The 15,856-nt window shown below is 67.3% G+C and carries 18 protein-coding genes and 2 pseudogenes; 9 read left to right on the top strand and 11 right to left on the bottom strand.

Annotated features, from left to right (window positions below):
- The first annotated feature begins 7 nt into the window (after nt 1-7).
- Both WS96_RS15015 and WS96_RS15010 read left to right on the top strand, forming a co-directional pair.
- Entirely contained in the window at nt 8-604 is a 597-nt protein-coding gene (locus WS96_RS15015) for a chorismate--pyruvate lyase family protein (RefSeq protein WP_059833490.1), read from the top strand.
- Nucleotides 604-1,080, top strand: coding sequence for a DNA-deoxyinosine glycosylase (locus WS96_RS15010; RefSeq protein ID WP_059833430.1), 477 nt, complete (start codon nt 604-606; stop codon nt 1,078-1,080). The genes WS96_RS15015 and WS96_RS15010 overlap by 1 nt, the downstream gene beginning before the upstream one ends.
- A 64-nt stretch (nt 1,081-1,144) precedes the next feature.
- Here the strand turns inward: WS96_RS15010 and WS96_RS15005 are convergent.
- The 3 genes and pseudogenes from WS96_RS15005 to WS96_RS14995 all read right to left on the bottom strand — a co-directional run bounded on the left by WS96_RS15005 (nt 1,145) and on the right by WS96_RS14995 (nt 2,395).
- A pseudogene (locus WS96_RS15005) lies at nt 1,145-1,467 on the bottom strand (helix-turn-helix domain-containing protein).
- Nucleotides 1,464-1,825, bottom strand: a pseudogene (locus WS96_RS15000) (type II toxin-antitoxin system RelE/ParE family toxin). The pseudogenes WS96_RS15005 and WS96_RS15000 overlap by 4 nt, the downstream one beginning before the upstream one ends.
- Nucleotides 1,826-2,140: 315 nt before the next feature.
- On the bottom strand, nt 2,141-2,395 hold the full coding sequence (locus tag WS96_RS14995) for a hypothetical protein (protein WP_034208041.1): 255 nt from the start codon (nt 2,393-2,395) through the stop codon (nt 2,141-2,143).
- A 146-nt stretch (nt 2,396-2,541) separates the two neighbouring features.
- On the opposite strand from WS96_RS14995, the gene WS96_RS14990 reads away from it, so the two are divergent.
- From WS96_RS14990 to mctP, 3 genes are all read left to right on the top strand, one after another.
- Entirely contained in the window at nt 2,542-3,459 is a 918-nt protein-coding gene (locus WS96_RS14990) for a hypothetical protein (RefSeq protein WP_059833426.1), read from the top strand.
- A gap of 199 nt (nt 3,460-3,658) precedes the next feature.
- Nucleotides 3,659-3,901: a DUF3311 domain-containing protein gene (locus tag WS96_RS14985; protein ID WP_006490660.1), complete on the top strand. Its 243-nt coding sequence runs from the start codon at nt 3,659-3,661 to the stop codon at nt 3,899-3,901.
- The gene (gene mctP, locus WS96_RS14980) at nt 3,898-5,448 is read left to right on the top strand and encodes a monocarboxylate uptake permease MctP (RefSeq protein ID WP_059833424.1); all 1,551 of its coding nucleotides are present in this window, start codon (nt 3,898-3,900) and stop codon (nt 5,446-5,448) included. Before WS96_RS14985 ends, mctP begins: the two co-directional genes overlap by 4 nt.
- Nucleotides 5,449-5,540: 92 nt before the next feature.
- Here the strand turns inward: mctP and WS96_RS14975 are convergent, their stop codons facing one another.
- From WS96_RS14975 to WS96_RS14955, 5 genes are all read right to left on the bottom strand, one after another.
- Nucleotides 5,541-5,996 carry a VOC family protein gene (locus WS96_RS14975; protein ID WP_034208039.1) on the bottom strand — a complete coding sequence of 152 codons (456 nt, stop codon included), beginning with the start codon at nt 5,994-5,996 and terminating at the stop codon, nt 5,541-5,543.
- A gap of 241 nt (nt 5,997-6,237) precedes the next feature.
- Nucleotides 6,238-7,191 carry a transaldolase gene (gene tal, locus WS96_RS14970; protein WP_059781370.1) on the bottom strand — a complete coding sequence of 318 codons (954 nt, stop codon included), beginning with the start codon at nt 7,189-7,191 and terminating at the stop codon, nt 6,238-6,240.
- A gap of 168 nt (nt 7,192-7,359) precedes the next feature.
- Nucleotides 7,360-8,571 (bottom strand): benzoate/H(+) symporter BenE family transporter, encoded by a 1,212-nt coding sequence (locus WS96_RS14965; protein ID WP_059781262.1) that lies wholly within the window; start codon nt 8,569-8,571, stop codon nt 7,360-7,362.
- Between the two features lie 55 nt (nt 8,572-8,626).
- Nucleotides 8,627-9,802 (bottom strand): vWA domain-containing protein, encoded by a 1,176-nt coding sequence (locus WS96_RS14960; RefSeq protein ID WP_059833423.1) that lies wholly within the window; start codon nt 9,800-9,802, stop codon nt 8,627-8,629.
- A 26-nt stretch (nt 9,803-9,828) separates the two neighbouring features.
- Nucleotides 9,829-10,671, bottom strand: coding sequence for an AAA family ATPase (locus WS96_RS14955; RefSeq protein WP_034208036.1), 843 nt, complete (start codon nt 10,669-10,671; stop codon nt 9,829-9,831).
- A 244-nt stretch (nt 10,672-10,915) separates the two neighbouring features.
- On the opposite strand from WS96_RS14955, the gene WS96_RS14950 reads away from it, so the two are divergent.
- The gene (locus WS96_RS14950) at nt 10,916-11,275 is read left to right on the top strand and encodes a c-type cytochrome (protein WP_006478192.1); all 360 of its coding nucleotides are present in this window, start codon (nt 10,916-10,918) and stop codon (nt 11,273-11,275) included.
- Between the two features lie 40 nt (nt 11,276-11,315).
- Complete coding sequence (locus tag WS96_RS14945) at nt 11,316-11,675, top strand: c-type cytochrome (protein WP_006490657.1); 360 nt, start codon at nt 11,316-11,318, stop codon at nt 11,673-11,675.
- Nucleotides 11,676-11,774: 99 nt separating this feature from the next.
- On the opposite strand, the gene WS96_RS14940 is transcribed toward WS96_RS14945, so the two are convergent.
- Complete coding sequence (locus WS96_RS14940; RefSeq protein ID WP_373557157.1) at nt 11,775-12,242, bottom strand: DUF1841 family protein; 468 nt, start codon at nt 12,240-12,242, stop codon at nt 11,775-11,777.
- Between the two features lie 185 nt (nt 12,243-12,427).
- Here WS96_RS14940 and WS96_RS14935 point away from each other — a divergent pair, with 185 nt between their 5' ends.
- Nucleotides 12,428-13,357, top strand: a complete 930-nt coding sequence (locus WS96_RS14935; RefSeq protein WP_059833421.1) for a DMT family transporter — start codon at nt 12,428-12,430, stop codon at nt 13,355-13,357.
- Between the two features lie 65 nt (nt 13,358-13,422).
- On the opposite strand, the gene nth is transcribed toward WS96_RS14935, so the two are convergent.
- Together nth and rsxB are read right to left on the bottom strand one after the other, a co-directional pair.
- Nucleotides 13,423-14,067, bottom strand: coding sequence for an endonuclease III (nth, locus tag WS96_RS14930; protein WP_006478196.1), 645 nt, complete (start codon nt 14,065-14,067; stop codon nt 13,423-13,425).
- On the bottom strand, nt 14,064-15,053 hold the full coding sequence (rsxB, locus tag WS96_RS14925; RefSeq protein WP_059833419.1) for an electron transport complex subunit RsxB: 990 nt from the start codon (nt 15,051-15,053) through the stop codon (nt 14,064-14,066). The genes nth and rsxB overlap by 4 nt, the downstream gene beginning before the upstream one ends.
- 156 nt (nt 15,054-15,209) lie before the next feature.
- On the opposite strand from rsxB, the gene WS96_RS14920 reads away from it, so the two are divergent.
- Complete coding sequence (locus tag WS96_RS14920) at nt 15,210-15,842, top strand: TetR family transcriptional regulator (protein ID WP_034208032.1); 633 nt, start codon at nt 15,210-15,212, stop codon at nt 15,840-15,842.
- The last annotated feature ends 14 nt before the right edge of the window (nt 15,843-15,856 follow it).

The raw sequence follows: 15,856 nt of genomic DNA, 5'->3' as shown, positions 1-15,856 counted from the left end.
CGCGCGCATGCGATTCGACGGCGCTCGGGCCGGCTGGCGCGAGACGCCGCGGCCTGGCTGCACGCTCGACCAGCGCGACTGGCTGACGCGCGGCGGATCGCTGACCGCTCATCTCGCGCGGCTCGGCCGCGTGAACGTGCGCGTGACGCGCGAGGCCGTCGACTCGCCGTGGTTCGACGAGCCGGCCGCGCTCGCCAGTTCGCCGCGCGCGCCGATGTGGGTGCGCGAGGTGATCCTGTCGGTCGACGGCACGCCGTACGTCGCCGCGCACAGCATTGCGCCGCTCGCAGCCAGCAAGGGCGTGTGGCAGGCGATGCGGCGACTGCGCACGCGGCCGCTCGCCGAGTTGCTGTACAGCGATCCGCAGGTCGAGCGCTCGGCGCTCGTGAGCCGGCGCGTGATCGCCGGTCATCCGCTGTATGCGCTCGCGAGCCATGCGTTGCAGGGCGTGCGAGCGCCGCATGCATTTGCCGCGCGGCGTTCGGTGTTCCAGCGTCACGGCAAGCCGCTGATGGTCACCGAGTGCATGCTGCCGGCGCTGTGGCGCCATCTCGCCGAGCACGGCGACGGGCCGCGATCGGTCGGGCCGCACGGAGACGCGTGATGTTGCAAGGCTTTCCGCCGGTCGTCGCGCCGAATACGCACACGATGATTCTCGGCAGCTTTCCGGGCGAGGCGTCGCTCGACGCCGCGCAGTACTACGCGCATCCGCGCAACCAGTTCTGGCGGCTGCTCGGCGCGGTGCTCGGCGAGCCGCTGCTGCACGAATTGCCGTACGACGCGCGGCTCGAGCGCGTGCTGTCGCACGGCATCGGCATCTGGGATGTACTCGATGCGTGCCATCGCCAGGGCAGTCTCGATTCGGCGATCCGGAATGCAAAGCCGAACGACTTCGATTCGCTGCGCGCGCATGCGCCGTTGCTCAAGCGCGTGTGCTTCAACGGCAAGACGGCGGGGCGATTCGCCGACGTGATCGGCCAGGCCGGGTACGAGACGCTCGTGCTGCCTTCGTCGAGCCCCGCGAATGCGATGCTGTCGTTCGAGCAGAAGCTCGAGCACTGGCGTCGAATCGTGCTTTGATCGACCCGGCGCTGCCGGCGGCATGTGCGGCCAGCGCATCGGTGCGATCGAAACGACGCTGCCGTCAGGCGGCGAAAACGACTTCGATGTGTCCTGCGGCTTCCGACCAGCGGTCCGGTCCGACGACGATCTGCACGTCGCGTCCGAGCTTGGCGAGACATTCGAGCATCTTCGTCTCGCTCACGCCGCGAAACTGACCGCGCAACATGTTCGACAGCTTCGGCTGAGGGATGCCGAGCAATCGTGCCGCGTGCTGCTGCGTCCATTTGCGCGCCTTGATGATTTCCGCGATCTTCGCGGCGAGCTGGGCCTTCACCCGCATTTCGTCGGCATCGCCATGCCCAGGTCAGCGTAGACGTTCCCGCTGCCCGGTTCGATTTCGATCATCGCCTTTCTCCTGTTGCGTGTGCTTCGGCCGCTTTCAGACGTTCGCGTACGAGGTCGCTGTCGGGCCTGGGTGTCGCGACGCCGCTCGGCGATTTCTTCTGGAAACAGTGCAGCACGTAGACGCTGCCGCCCAGCTTCACCGTGTAGACCGCGCGGTACGTGCCGTTGTCTTCCGATTCCACGATCTCCAGCACGCCTGCCGATCCGAACCCCCTCAAGGGCTTGGCCCGATCGTGCCTGCGTCCCGTCTGCGCCAGATACGGCGCATAACCGAACGTGTCCTGCACGGCTTCGGGCACGCTTTCAAGTCCTTGCGCGCCGAGCCGAGCCAGTACAGCGGTTTGATGTATGGATCCATCGATTAATTTATCCCTATTTGGGTATAATTTCAAGGGCCACGGATGCATTCGGCGCGGCCGTTCGACAGCGGTGTCAGGAGCGGGGCAGGCGGGCGATGGTGACCGACGGGCGGTGCCGGTTCGCGCTCAGGTGCCGCCAGCGGGAAACGCGATGTGAACTTCCGGCCGGGAGGCCGCTGCTTCACAGTGTTGCGTCGCGTGGAGAGTCGAGACAATTCAGCCGTTCGACAGAGTGCTGTCGCGGCGTATCGATGACGAAAGGAGGGCGTTGCTGACGAACCTCGGTCGTACGGGCTGGCGTGTCGCGTCGAAGCTCAATCGTCGTTGCCCCATCGCCAGCGGGGCTTCTCGCCCTTGATCCAGCACACGGCCGTCAGCAGCGCGACCAGCACCACGATGCACGCGCCGTACGCCACCGGCGATCGTTGCGGCGGCACCAGCCACGCGCTCGCGACGATCCCGATCGCGAACAGCAGCAGCACGACCCAGCCCTGCCACGCTACCGGTAACCCCCATCCCCAGCCGTAGCGCTTCGCCGGGAACCAGATCTTCTTGTCGTTCGAGGTCATACGCGCTCCTGTGGATCCACGCACGCAGCGTAGCGCCGACGGGGTCCGGCGTCACGCGTGATGGGGTGCGCGTCGCAGCCTCCGTCTTCCGCCAATGCTATCCTCTCGTCCGCTCATCCAGCGTCACCCAGCGAGATTCAACCATCATGACCCGACTGATCAAGCGCGCGTCCGCCGAGGCACGCGCGTTCAAGCAACGCAAGCCGTCCGCCTACAACGGCTCCGAAAAGCTCCAGCCGCCGCGCGTGAAGCGCCGCCCGGACATCGACGAACACGACGACGTGCCGGTGCTCGACGCGCCGCGCAAGCCGCGCTTCGCGCCCGTTACGTTCTCCGAAGAAGGCGGCGTGCGCTTCCTGCACTTCGGTACCGAGTGGGTGCAGGGCGCGATGCGGATTTCGAAGCCGCTGCATATCGAGCTCGAATACGCGCAGCAGATGATGGCGTGGCTGCTGTTCCTCGAAACGCCCGAGCGGATCGTCCAGCTCGGGCTCGGCACCGGCGCGCTGACCAAGTTCGCGCATCGTTTCCTGCCGCACGCGAAGGTCGAGGCCGTCGAGCTGAACCCGGCCGTGATCGTCGCCGCGCGCACGATGTTCGCGCTGCCGCCCGACGACGCGCGTCTCGTCGTGCACGAAGCAGACGCGTGGGACTTCGTCAACGACCCGGCCAACCGCGGCACGACCGGCGCGATTCAGATCGACCTGTACGACGCGACCGCGCGCGGCCCCGTGCTCGACAGCGTCGCGTTCTACCGCGCGGTGCGCGGCTGCCTCGCCGACGCCGGCATCGCGACGATCAACCTGTTCGGCGATCATCCGAGCTTCGTGCGCAACATGAAGCACCTGAACGCGGCGTTCGATCACCGCGTGATCGCGCTGCCCGAGGTGCACGACGGCAACCGGATCGCGATCGCGTTCTCGGGCCCCGCGCTCGACGTGCCGTTCGCGCAGCTCGACGCCCGCGCGAAGCTGATCGAGGACACGCTGAAGCTGCCCGCGCGCAAGTGGGTGAAAGCTTTGAAAGAAACGACGGGCGCACGCGACGCCGCGTTCGCGATCTGACGCCGGATGCATCGGCGGCCGGCCGGTGCAGCTGCGCGACAAGGGGCGGATCACCTCGGGTTCGCCCCTGCTTGACCGCGTGCTCGCGGCTCCTATACTGGCGCGAAGCCAGGGGCGCCGCAGCCTACCCGTTTTGCTGCTCCTCTCGGTGCCGTACCCGCTCAACAAGATCGATAACCGGGATAGAAGAGGAGACGTCATGGCTCACGATGCCGACGCCAACCGGGCCGCCAAGCGCTGGCTCTGGCTGCTGGTACTGCCGCTGATCGCGATGGTCTGGGTGCCGTCGTACAGCAAGATCGAACCGCAATGGCTCGGTTTTCCGTTTTTCTACTGGTACCAGTTGCTGTGGGTCTTCATCAGCGCGGTGATTACCGCGTTCGTGTATTTCAAGACCAAGAACGCATGGAAGGCGAGCGGCACGCAAGGAGGTGCGCAATGAATCTCGGCGCGACCTTCGTCTTCGTCCTGCTGTTCATCGGCGTCACGATCATCGGCTTCCTGGCCGCGAACTGGCGGCGCGGCGATCTCGCCCATCTCGACGAATGGGGCCTCGGCGGCCGCCGCTTCGGCACGATCGTCACGTGGTTCCTGCTCGGCGGCGATCTCTACACGGCCTACACGTTCGTCGCGGTGCCCGCGCTCGTGTTCGGCGCCGGCGCGATGGGCTTCTTCGCGCTGCCGTACACGATCCTGATCTATCCGTTCGCGTTCGTCGTGTTCCCGAAGCTGTGGAGCATCGCGAAGCGGCACGGCTACGTGACGGCCGCCGATTTCGTCAACGCGCGCTACGGCAGCCGGATGCTCGCGCTGGCGATCGCGGTGACGGGCATCGTCGCGACGATGCCGTACATCGCGCTGCAACTCGTCGGCATCGAGGTGGTGATCGGCGCGCTCGGCTTCGATACGACCGGCTTCGTCGGCGACTTGCCGCTGATCATCGCGTTCGCGATCCTCGCCGCGTATACGTACACGTCGGGGCTGCGCGCGCCGGCGATGATCGCGATCGTGAAGGACGTGCTGATCTACGTCACGATCGCCGCCGCGGTCATCGTGATCCCCGCGAAGCTCGGCGGCTTCGGGCACATCTTTTCCGCGGTGCCGCCCGCGAAGCTGCTGCTGAAGGCGCCCGACGCGACGAGCCTGAACGGCTACAGCGCGTATGCGACGCTCGCGATCGGCTCGGCGCTCGCGCTGTTCCTGTATCCGCACTCGGTCACGGCGATCCTGTCGTCGTCGTCGGGCAACTCGATCCGCCGCAACATGGCGATGCTGCCCGCGTACTCGTTCGTGCTCGGCCTGCTGGCGCTGCTCGGCTACATGGCGCTCGCCTCCGGCGTGAAGGACATGCCGCAGTACGCGCCGTACTTCAAGGCATTCGGCCCGAACTTCGCGGTGCCCGCGCTGTTCCTCGAGTATTTTCCGTCGTGGTTCGTCGGCGTCGCGTTCGCGGCGATCGGCATCGGCGCGCTGGTGCCGGCGGCGATCATGTCGATCGCGGCCGCGAACCTGTACACGCGCAACATCCACCGCGAGTTCGTGAACCGCAACATGTCGCACGACCAGGAGACGCACGTCGCGAAGCTCGTCTCGCTGATCGTGAAGGTCGGTGCGGTGGCGTTCATCCTCGGGTTGCCGCTGACCTACGCGATCCAGTTGCAGTTGCTCGGCGGGATCTGGATCATCCAGACGCTGCCGGCGATCGTGCTCGGCCTGTACACGCGCGTGCTCGACCATCGCGGCTTGCTGGCCGGCTGGGCGGCCGGCATCGTCTGCGGCACGTGGATGGCGATCTCGCTGAAGCTGGCCAGCTCGATCTTCACGATCCACCTGTTCGGCCTCGCGATCCCCGGCTATGCGGCCGTGTGGTCGCTGGTCGTGAATCTGGTGGTATCGGTGGCGGTGAGCGTGCTGGTGCGCGCGATGGGCATGGCGCATGCGGAAGATCGCACGCGGCCGGAGGATTATCTCGACGTCGTCGAGGGTTGAGACGGCGCCGTGCGCGGCCGTGTGCCGCGCACGGCGCTTTGCTCAAGAGCGAAAACGCCCGCCACCGCAAGGTGGCGGGCGTTTCCTTTGCGTCAGCCCTGCGCGCGTTTCGCGAGCTCCTCGCGCTGCGACGGATCCTCGACGTTGACCATCCAGTGCACGCCGAAACGATCCTTCGCCATCCCGAAGCCGAGCGCCCAGAACGTCTTGCCGAACGGCATCGTCACTTCGCCGCCGTCGGCGAGCGCATTGAACAGCTTCTGGCCTTCGTCGACGGTCGCCGGGTTCAGCGACAGCGAATAGCCGGCATGCGCGGCGCCGGCCGGCTGGCTGCAATCGCCGTCCGAGCACATGATCATCGAGTCGCCGATCGTGAAGCTCGCGTGCATCACCTTGTCGCTCATTTCCGGCGACATCGGGTAATCGGGATTCGGCGGTGCGTCCTTGAAGTGCATCTTGAACATCGTCTTCGCGCCGAGTGCCTTTTCGTAGAACTGCAGGGCTTCGTCGGCACGGCCGTAGAACGTCAGGTACGGTTGAACTTGCATCGTTGTCTCCTGGGATGAGCCGTACCGGCGCCTCGGCGCTGGCTTGGCGTCGTGCAAGATTGACTGGGAAAGGGCGCATCGGGAGGCGGCCGTCGCACCCGTGACGTGGATTGTAGTGCGCGCGCTTGACGATGGAATGAAAAATAAAAACGGCCGCGAACATCGCGTTCGCGGCCGTGTGCAGCGCGCGTGCTGACGGCTGTTGCCAGTCTTGCCGACAGCCGCTGACGCGCAGCGTGGCTCAGCGCAGCGCGTCGATCAGCTTCTCGAGCTTCACCGCGTCGGCGGCGAACACGCGGATGCCTTCGGCGAGCTTTTCGGTCGCCATCGCTTCGTCGTTCAGCTGGAAGCGGAACGATGCCTCGTCGATCGCGACGCGCTCGGCCGGCTTGTCCTGCAGCGTGTCCGGGGACAGCTTGCGTGCGACCGGCTCGTTGCTTTCGTGCAGCTTCTGCAGCAAGTCGGGACTGATCGTCAGCAGGTCGCAGCCGGCGAGCTCGACGATCTGGCTCGTCGTGCGGAAGCTCGCGCCCATCACTTCGGTCTTGTAGCCGAACGTCTTGTAGTACGTGTAGATGCGGCGCACCGATTGCACGCCCGGATCGTTCGCGCCGCCGTCGCGCGCTTCGTTCCATTCCGCGCCGGCCTGCTTCTTGTACCAGTCGTAGATGCGGCCGACGAACGGCGAGATCAGTTGCGCGCCGGCTTCCGCGCACGCGGCGGCCTGCACGAGCGAGAAAAGCAGGGTCATGTTGCACTTGATCCCTTCCTTCTGCAGCACCTCGGCCGCGCGGATGCCTTCCCACGTCGACGCGAGCTTGATCAGGATGCGCTCGCGGCCGACGCCGGCGGCTTCGTACAGCTTGACGAGCTCGCGGCCCTTGTCGATCGAGCGCTGCGTGTCGAACGACAGGCGCGCGTCGACCTCGGTCGACACGCGGCCCGGGATCAGCTTCAGGATTTCGGTGCCGAATGCGATCAGCAGGCGGTCGATGATGAAATCGGTGCTTTCGTTGCGATGATCGCGGACGGTTTTCTCGAGGATCGGCTTGTACGCATCCTTCTGGACGGCCTTCAGGATCAGCGACGGGTTCGTGGTCGCGTCCTGCGGCTTGTATTGCGCAAGCTGCTGGAAGTCGCCCGTGTCGGCGACGACGGTCGTGTACTGCTTCAGCTGGTCGAGTGCGGTAGTCATGGCGATTCGGAAGAAGAGCGCGGGGCGCCGGGTTCTCACGGGCCGCGCGAGCGCGGCGGCGAAGCGAAGCGGCGCCGGGCGCCGCTTCCGATCCATCATTTTAGGCCCGATTCGTGTCCGGCACGTTCTGGCGTGCCCGGCGCGCGCCGCGGCGGGCGGCGAGCCGCGTCACGCGGGGCGCCGCGCGTTCAGGATCACCTGCGTGACGACGCCCGCGACGAGCCCCCAGAACGCCGAGCCGATCGACAGCAGCGTGAGGCCCGACGCGGTCACCATGAACGTGACGAGCGCCGCTTCGCGCTGCTTCACGTCCTGCATCGCGTTCGCGAGCCCGCTCATGATCGAGCCGAACAGCGCGAGCGCCGCGACCGACACGACGAGCGCCTTCGGCAGCGCCGCGAACAGCGCGGCGATCGTCGCGCCGAAGATGCCGGCGATCAGGTAGAACGTGCCGCACCACACGGCGGCCGTGTAGCGCTTCGCATGATCCTCGTGCGCTTCGGGGCCGGTGCAGATCGCGGCCGTGATCGCCGCGAGATTCACGCCGTGCGAGCCGAACGGCGCGAGCAGCAGCGACGCGAGGCCGGTCGTCGCGATCAGCGGCGACGACGGCGTCCGATAGCCGTCCGCGCGCAACACCGCGATGCCCGGCACGTTCTGCGATGCCATCGCGACGACGAACAGCGGAATGCCGATGCTGACGATCGACGCGATCGAGAACGCGGGCATCGTGAACACGGGCTGCGCGAGCGCGATGTGGAAGCGACTGAAATCGAGCAGCCCGAGACCGCCGGCCACCGCGGTGCCGACGATCAGCGTCGTGACGATCGCATAGCGTGGCGCGAGCCGCTTCACGATCAGGTAGGTGAAGAACATCGCGAGCACGAGCGCGGTCTGGAACTGCGCGGCGCGGAAGATCTCGATGCCGATCTCGAACAGGATACCCGCGAGCAGCGCGGCCGCGATGCCGGCCGGAATGCGCTTCATCAGCGTGTCGAACAGCCCGCTGACCCCGACGGCCGTCAGCAGCAGCGCGCAGACGACGAACGCGCCGATCGCCTCGGGGTAGGGCACGCCGGGCAGCGACGCGATCAGCAGCGCGGCGCCGGGCGTCGACCATGCGACGACGACGGGCGCGCGAAAGCGCAGCGACAGGCCGATCGTCGTCAGCGCCATGCCGATCGACAGCGCCCAGATCCACGACGAGATCTGCGCATCGGTGAGGTGGGCGGCGCGGCCGGCCTGGAACATCAGCACGAGCGAGCTCGTGTAGCCGGTCATCATCGCGACGAAGCCGGCGACGAGCGCGGACACGGACGTATCGGCGAAAAAGCGGCGGCCGCCGGCGCGGCCGGCGCTCGCGGTGGACGAAGGGTTCATGCGCTCTCCGGGGCGGCCGCTCGGACGCGGCCTGGGTATCTGCGGGTGGGTATCGTTACTTGCTGAGTGCGCGCATCGCGGTTTCGAGGCCGGCGAGCGTGAGCGGATACATGCGCTGGCCGAGCACGTCGCGAATGATCGCGATCGACTGCCGGTACTCCCATAGCCGTTCGGGCTCGGGATTCAGCCATGCATGATGGGGGAACTGGTCGGCGAGGCGGCGCAGCCACACGGCGCCGGCTTCCGGGTTGTTGTATTCGACCGAGCCGCCGGGCTGCAGCACTTCGTACGGGCTCATCGTCGCGTCGCCGACGAAGATCAGCTTGTAGTCGGGCGTGAACTTGTGCAGCACGTCCCACGTCGCGGTGCGCTCCGCGTGGCGGCGGCGGTTGTTCTTCCACAGGTGGTCGTACACGCAGTTGTGGAAGTAGAAGAATTCGAGGTGCTTGAATTCGGCCTTCGCGGCCGAGAACAGCTCTTCGGTGCGCTTGATGTGGTCGTCCATCGAGCCGCCGACGTCGAGCAGCATCAGCACCTTCACGTTGTTGTGGCGCTCGGGCACCATCCGCAGGTCGAGCCAGCCGGCGTTCGCGGCCGTGCTGCGGATCGTGCCGGGCAGGTCGAGCTCCTCGGCCGCGCCTTCGCGCGCGAAGCGGCGCAGCCGCCGCAGCGCGACCTTGATGTTGCGCGTGCCGATCTCGACCGAATCGTCGTAGTCGCGATAGGCGCGCGCTTCCCACACCTTCACCGCGGTGCGGTTGCCGTTCGACGGGCCGCCGATGCGCACGCCTTCGGGGTTGTAGCCGCCGTGCCCGAACGGCGACGTGCCGCCGGTGCCGATCCATTTGTTGCCGCCTTCGTGGCGTTCCTTTTGCTCGTCGAGCAGCGCCTTCAGGCGCTCCATCAGCTTGTCGAGCCCGCCCATCGCTTCGATCTGGGCTTTTTCCTCCGGCGACAGCTCGCGCTCGAGGCGCTTCTCGAGCCAGTCGAGCGGGATGTCGAACGCCTCGGACGGCAGCGCGGACACGCCGTGGAAATACGCGCCGAACGCCTGGTCGAACTTGTCGAAGTACTGCTCGTCCTTGACGAGCGTCATCCGCGCGAGGAAGTAGAACGCGTCGATCGACGGCGAGATCAGCCCGGCCTTCAGCGACTCGAGCAGCGTCAGGTATTCCTTCACCGAGACGGGCAGCTTGGCTGCGCGCAGCGCGTAGAAGAAATTGAGCAGCATGGCCGGGCCTTCGCGGGTGAGGGAGATTACCGGTTGTGCCGGTTCATGTAGACGAGCCGTTCGAGCAGGCTCAAATCCTGCTCGTTCTTCAGCAGCGCACCCGCGAGCGGCGGCACGATCTGTTTCGCGTCCGCGCCGCGCAGCGCGTCGGCGGGGATGTTCTCGGCGAGCAGCAGCTTCAGCCAGTCGAGCAGTTCGGACGTCGACGGCTTCTTCTTCAGGCCCGACACGCCGCGCAATTCGAAGAAACTCTCGAGCGCCGCGCGCAGCAGCTCCTCGCGGATGTCGGGGAAGTGCACCGCGACGATCTTCTGCATCGTCGCCGGGTCCGGAAACTGGATGTAGTGGAAGAAGCAGCGGCGCAGGAACGCGTCGGGCAGCTCCTTCTCGTTGTTCGACGTGATGATGACGAGCGGGCGGTGCTTCGCGCGGACCGTCTCGCGCGTCTCGTACACGTGGAACTCCATCCGGTCGAGCTCGCGCAGCAGGTCGTTCGGGAATTCGATGTCGGCCTTGTCGATCTCGTCGATCAGCAGCACGCTCGGGCGCTCGGCGTCGAACGCCTGCCACAGCACGCCCTTGACGATGTAGTTCGCGATGTCCTTCACGCGCTCGTCGCCGAGCTGCGAGTCGCGCAGCCGCGACACGGCGTCGTATTCGTACAGGCCCTGCTGCGCCTTGGTGGTCGACTTGATGTGCCACTGCAGCAGCGGCATGTCGAGCGCGGCGGCGACTTCCTCGGCGAGCATGGTCTTGCCGGTGCCGGGCTCGCCCTTGATCAGCAGCGGGCGTTGCAGCGTCAGCGCGGCATTGACCGCGAGCTTCAGATCGTCGGTGGCGACGTAGTGCGAGGACCCTTCGAAACGCATGGCGGCGCTCTTCTTTCTCGGGAAAAAAACCCAGTATAAGTCAGAAGGGCTGTGCGGTTGAGCCGCGCCCGCGTATCGTAGCGGGGCTGTGGCGGGGCGGACCGGGGCGCCTTATGGACGCGTTCCCCGCCGACGCGGTACAATCTGGCCGTTTTTTTTGGCCTGCGTGGCGACCGACAAGCAAAACGGCGCGGGCCGTTGCCGCTTAGGCGCCAGTTTCCCCTCAAGCTAGGTTACAAGAGCTATGAACAAATTCGTCGGCAAACACGTCGTTGTCGCAGCGCTCGTGGCGCTCGCGGGCAGCGCGCAGGCGGCCGGTGTGGTCGGCAACCCGAAGGACGGGGCGAGCAAGGCCGCCATGTGCATCGGTTGCCACGGCATCCAGGACTACCGCGCGGCGTACCCGGAGGTCTACCGGGTGCCTGTCCTCGGCGGCCAGAACCAGCAATACCTCGAGAACGCGCTGAAGGCCTACCGCAAGAAGGATCGTCACTTCCCGTCGATGAATGCGATCGCCGGTTCGCTGACCGACCAGGACATCGCGGATCTGTCGGCGTACTACGCCGCCCAGAAGGCCGACACGAAGGACAACCCCTACAAGTAAAGCGCGCGCCGCCGATCTCCCCGGCGGGACAGGAGCATTCATGAACAACGCATTCAAGACGGCGGCGGTGGCACTGGCGGCCGGCCTCGCGATCGGTACCGCGCACGCCGCGGACATCTCGAAGGGCAAGGAACTGGTCGAATCGCACAACTGCGCGGCCTGCCACGGCGCGCAACTGAACAAGCCGATCAACGCCGAGTATCCGCGCCTCGCCGGCCAGCACGCCGACTACCTCGTGTGGGCGATGCGCCAGTACCAGATGGGGCTGACGAACCCGCTGCTCGGCCGCAACAACGCGATCATGCAGGCGCAGGTACAGAACCTGTCGGTCAGCGACATGAAGGACATCGCGTCCTACATCGAGTCGCTGAAGGAAACCGACCTCGTGTTCAAGAAGTAAGCGCGACGGGCCTCAGGGGCTCGCGCAGCAGGAATGCCCCGCCTCGGCGGGGTATTTTTTTGTCCGCGGCCCGGCGCAGGTCGACGTGCCGGCCCGCGCTCAGTCGCGCGACGCGCGGCGCAGGATGCGCTGCAGGTACGCGTCGGTATCGGGCGGCGTGTTCGTGCGCTGCGCTTCCCAGATCGTCTCGCCGAGGCATTCCATGATCGCGTGCTGCGCGTCGTGGGTCGAGTCGAGCTTCGCGGCCAGCTTGTCGTGCGCGGCGCGGATGCCGGGCGGCTGGTCGATCGACAACTGCTCGCTGATCGCGAGGTGCATCGACAGGTGCAGGAACGGGTTCGTGCGGCCTTCCTCGGGCGTGTAGTCGCGCGCGGCCGCGCCGTCGGCGTCGGCCAGTTCGTCGTGGTATTCCGGATGCTCGACGATCCAGTCGGCTGCGATCGCTTCCAGCGGCGTCAGGATTTCGCCCGCGCGCTGCTTGCGCCAGGTCTCGGTGAAAAAGCGACGCACGTCGTCGCGGCTTGGATTGAACATGGTGGGGAAACGTCGTGATTCGGGCGGCGTCATGCCGCGTCGCGCATTGTACGCCGGAGCGGCGCACGGCGCTGGCGGCGGCTCCGGGCGGCTGGAGTCAGGCGTCGCAGGGCGTTGCGGCCGCGCGCTGCGCAATGGGTAAGCGCGGGCTAGGCTCGCCGCTGCCGCACCGCTACACTCCGACGATTCCGTCCCGACGCTGGTTCGCCCGTTTCATCATGACCGACACCGTTCGCCCTTCGCCCGCCGCCCTGCAGGGCGCGCTCTACGTCGCGTTGTCCGCCGCCGCGTTCGGCGCGATGGCGATTTTCGGCCGCTACGCGTATGCGGCCGGCGTCGACGTGCTCGGGTTGCTGATCGTGCGCTTCGCGATCGGCGGCGCGGTGCTCGCCGCGATCGCGCGGCACCGCCGCGTCGCATGGCCGCGCGGGCGAGCGCTCGCGCCGCTGGTGGCGATGGGCGCGCTCGGCTACGTCGGGCAGTCGTTCTGCTATTTCAGCGCGCTGCAGCACGCGCAGGCGAGCCTCGTCGCGTTGTTGCTGTACCTGTATCCGGCGTTCGTCACGCTGCTGGCCGCGTGGTGGCTCGGCGAGCGCCTGACGCGGGCGAAGGCCGTCGCGCTGGTGTTGTGCGTCGCGGGTTCGGCGCTGATGGTCGGCGGCGGGCACGGCGAGCCGCTCGGGATCGCGCTCGCGCTGGCCGCCGCGGTGATCTATTCGCTGTACATCGTCGGCGGCACCAGGGCGACGCGCGGCGTCGACCCGCTCGCGACCACCGCGATCATCTGCCTGTCTGCCACCGCGATGCTCGTCGCGATTGCCATCGTGCGCACGGCGGCGATCGGCGCGCCGCCGCGCTGGCCCGCGACGGCCGGCGGCTGGGCGTCGATGCTCGCGATCGCGCTCGTGTCGACGGTCGCGGCCATGCTCGCGTTCTTCGCCGGGCTCGAGCGGCTCGGGGCCGCACGCACGTCGATGCTGTCGACGCTCGAACCGGTCGTGACGGTCGCGCTCGCGGCGCTGCTGTTCGGGGAGGCGTTGTCGCCGCTGCAGTGGGCGGGCGGCGTCGCGATTCTGGCGGCCGTGCTGGCGCTCGTGCGCGCGGGCGGCGCGGCCGCCGACGACGCGACGGCGACGTCCAACGCGTAGCCGGGAAGGGGGGCGGAGCGGGCGTCGCGACGGCGCGTGCGGCGCTCGCCCATGCGGCGTGACGCTTATTCGTTGGGCGGCGGCGTCTTCGGCCGGAACTCGCACAGCGGCTCGATCGCGCAGTGCCAGCATTCGGGCCGCCGTGCCTTGCACACGTAGCGCCCGTGCAGGATCAGCCAGTGATGCGCGTCCTGCAGGAATTCCTTCGGCGTGAACTTTTCGAGCGCGGCCTCGACGGCCCGCACGTCCTTGCCCGGCGCGAGGCCGGTGCGATTCGCGACGCGGAAGATATGCGTGTCGACCGCGATCGTCGGCTGGCCGAACGCGGTGTTCAGCACGACGTTCGCGGTCTTGCGGCCGACGCCCGGCAGGCCTTCGAGCGCTTCGCGATCGGCCGGCACCTCGCCGTCGTAGCGCTCGAGCAGGATCCGGCATGTCGCGACCACGTTCTTCGCCTTGGTGCGATAGAGGCCGATCGTCTTGATGTACTCGGTGACGCCTTCCTCGCCAAGCGCGACGATTTGTCGCGGGGTGTTCGCGACCGGAAACATTTTCCGCATCGCCTTGTTGACCGACACGTCGGTGGCCTGCGCGGACAGCATCACGGCGATCAGCAGTTCGAACGGCGTCGAGTATTCGAGTTCGGTGGTCGGATGCGGATTGAGGCTCTGCAGCGTTTCGTAGATCGCGCGTCGTTTGCTGGCGTTCATGGAGCGGTCTGGTCGGGCGGCGCGGACGGGCCGTCCGGATCGTCGCTGTCTGTGTCGTTGTCGTGGTCGCGGCCGCTCGATGCCGCTTCGGCATCGCGCTGCGCCTGCTGCTCGGCGAGTCGCTTGCGGCGGGCCTCGGCCGCGTCGATCTGCGCCTGGACGGCCGCGCTCACGCCTTCGGTGTTCTTCGGCCCGGCGCCTTGCCCGGACAGTTCTTCCTTCTTCTTGCGCGCGCGTTCGAGCGCGGCGGCGATGATCGCGCGTTTCTTCGCTTCGGCGTCGTCGGCGGCCGGCGCATCCGGCTGCGCTGCGGCGGGGCCCGCGGCCGGCTTTGCCGCACTGGCCGCGCGGCGGGCGGCGGCGCGCGCTTCGGCGGCCTCGCGCTCGCGGCGCTGGCGCGCGAGCCGCAGGTCGTGGCGTTCGCGCGCGGCGTCTGCCTGTTCCTGCGACCACGCATCCCAGCCCGTGCGATCGCCGGTCACCGGCAGCATCGCGATGCAGTCGACCGGGCACGGCGGCACGCACAGGTCGCAGCCCGTGCACAGCGACGCGACGATCGTGTGCATCTGCTTCGGTGCGCCGACGATCGCATCGACCGGACACGCCTGCATGCACAGCGTGCAGCCGATGCACAGGTTTTCGTCGATGAACGCGACCGCGCGCGGATGCTCGCTGCCGTTGACGGGGTTCAGCGGAATCACCGGCTTGCCGAGCAGGTTCGCGAGACGCGCGATGCCTTCGGCGCCGCCGGGCGGGCACTGGTTGTAGTTCGCGTCGCCGGCGGCGATCGCCTCGGCGTACGGACGGCAGCCGTTATAGCCGCACTTCGTGCATTGCGTCTGGGGAAGCAGATCTTCGATGCGATCCGCGAGTGTTTTGGAGTCGGTCACGGTGACAACGGGCGCAATGGCGCCGAATGGCTCTCGGCCGCGTCGGGCGCGGCCGGAAAGGTTTGCCAAACCTTGATTATCGCCGATTTCCCGCATTGCGCTGGACGCCGTCTATGCGCATAATCGAACCGCTTTTTTGCAGGGGCTCAGCAGGAGGGCGGCCGCCCGCGGGGCGCCCGTTCCAGGGCGGCCGGCGCCGAGGCGGTGGGGGTGCCGGTCCGGATCAAGCGGCTCACGTAGCAAAACGCCACCATGAATCAGCCAAAAATCAAAAGAGATCCTGAAGGTACGCGCCGTCGCATCCTGATGGCGGCAGCCGAAGAGTTCGCGAATGGAGGGCTGTTCGGCGCGCGCGTCGATCAGATCGCGCGCCGGGCCGAAACGAACGAGCGCATGCTCTATTACTACTTCGGCAGCAAGGAACAGCTCTTCACGGCGGTGCTCGAACACGCGTTCTCCGCGCTGACCGAGGCGGAGCGCGTGCTGGATCTCGACGGCGTCGCGCCGGTCGAGGCCGTCACGCGGCTCGCGCATTTCGTTTGGGACTACTACCGCGACCATCCGGAGCTGCTCAGGCTCATCAACAACGAGAACCTGCACGAAGCGCGCTATCTGCACAAGTCGACGCGGATCCGCGAGATGATGTCGCCGATCGTCGCGAAGCTCGGCAACGTGCTGATGCGCGGCCAGAAGGCCGGGCTGTTCCGCGGCGACGTCGATCCGCTGCGCTTCTACGTGACGCTGTCGGGGCTCGGCTATTACATCGTCTCGAACCGCTTCACGCTCGCGGCGACGCTCGGCCGCGACTTCACCGACACCGACGAGCGCGCGGAGATGGTCCGGATGAGCACCGAGGTGCTGCTCGCGTATCTGCTGCGGCGCTGACGCGACGAACGGAC

The organism is Burkholderia sp. MSMB1835, from assembly GCF_001526365.1.
Classification (GTDB): Bacteria; Pseudomonadota; Gammaproteobacteria; order Burkholderiales; family Burkholderiaceae; genus Burkholderia.
The sequence above is the reverse complement of the archived record's forward strand: the minus strand, read 5'-3'. Positions and strand labels throughout refer to the sequence as shown.

Coding starts and splice junctions, on each gene's coding strand:
- WS96_RS14995 (WP_034208041.1), bottom strand. CDS start 2,395: ATGACCTCGAACGACAAGAAGATCTGGTTCCCGGCGAAGCGCTACGGC.
- mctP (WP_059833424.1), top strand. CDS start 3,898: ATGAATCTCGGCGCGACCTTCGTCTTCGTCCTGCTGTTCATCGGCGTC.
- WS96_RS14965 (WP_059781262.1), bottom strand. CDS start 8,571: ATGAACCCTTCGTCCACCGCGAGCGCCGGCCGCGCCGGCGGCCGCCGC.
- WS96_RS15010 (WP_059833430.1), top strand. CDS start 604: ATGTTGCAAGGCTTTCCGCCGGTCGTCGCGCCGAATACGCACACGATG.
- tal (WP_059781370.1), bottom strand. CDS start 7,191: ATGACTACCGCACTCGACCAGCTGAAGCAGTACACGACCGTCGTCGCC.
- WS96_RS14945 (WP_006490657.1), top strand. CDS start 11,316: ATGAACAACGCATTCAAGACGGCGGCGGTGGCACTGGCGGCCGGCCTC.
- WS96_RS14990 (WP_059833426.1), top strand. CDS start 2,542: ATGACCCGACTGATCAAGCGCGCGTCCGCCGAGGCACGCGCGTTCAAG.
- rsxB (WP_059833419.1), bottom strand. CDS start 15,053: ATGCGGGAAATCGGCGATAATCAAGGTTTGGCAAACCTTTCCGGCCGC.
- WS96_RS14940 (WP_373557157.1), bottom strand. CDS start 12,242: ATGACGCCGCCCGAATCACGACGTTTCCCCACCATGTTCAATCCAAGC.
- WS96_RS14955 (WP_034208036.1), bottom strand. CDS start 10,671: ATGCGTTTCGAAGGGTCCTCGCACTACGTCGCCACCGACGATCTGAAG.
- WS96_RS14960 (WP_059833423.1), bottom strand. CDS start 9,802: ATGCTGCTCAATTTCTTCTACGCGCTGCGCGCAGCCAAGCTGCCCGTC.
- WS96_RS14935 (WP_059833421.1), top strand. CDS start 12,428: ATGACCGACACCGTTCGCCCTTCGCCCGCCGCCCTGCAGGGCGCGCTC.
- WS96_RS14920 (WP_034208032.1), top strand. CDS start 15,210: ATGAATCAGCCAAAAATCAAAAGAGATCCTGAAGGTACGCGCCGTCGC.
- WS96_RS15015 (WP_059833490.1), top strand. CDS start 8: ATGCGATTCGACGGCGCTCGGGCCGGCTGGCGCGAGACGCCGCGGCCT.
- WS96_RS14985 (WP_006490660.1), top strand. CDS start 3,659: ATGGCTCACGATGCCGACGCCAACCGGGCCGCCAAGCGCTGGCTCTGG.
- nth (WP_006478196.1), bottom strand. CDS start 14,067: ATGAACGCCAGCAAACGACGCGCGATCTACGAAACGCTGCAGAGCCTC.
- WS96_RS14950 (WP_006478192.1), top strand. CDS start 10,916: ATGAACAAATTCGTCGGCAAACACGTCGTTGTCGCAGCGCTCGTGGCG.
- WS96_RS14975 (WP_034208039.1), bottom strand. CDS start 5,996: ATGCAAGTTCAACCGTACCTGACGTTCTACGGCCGTGCCGACGAAGCC.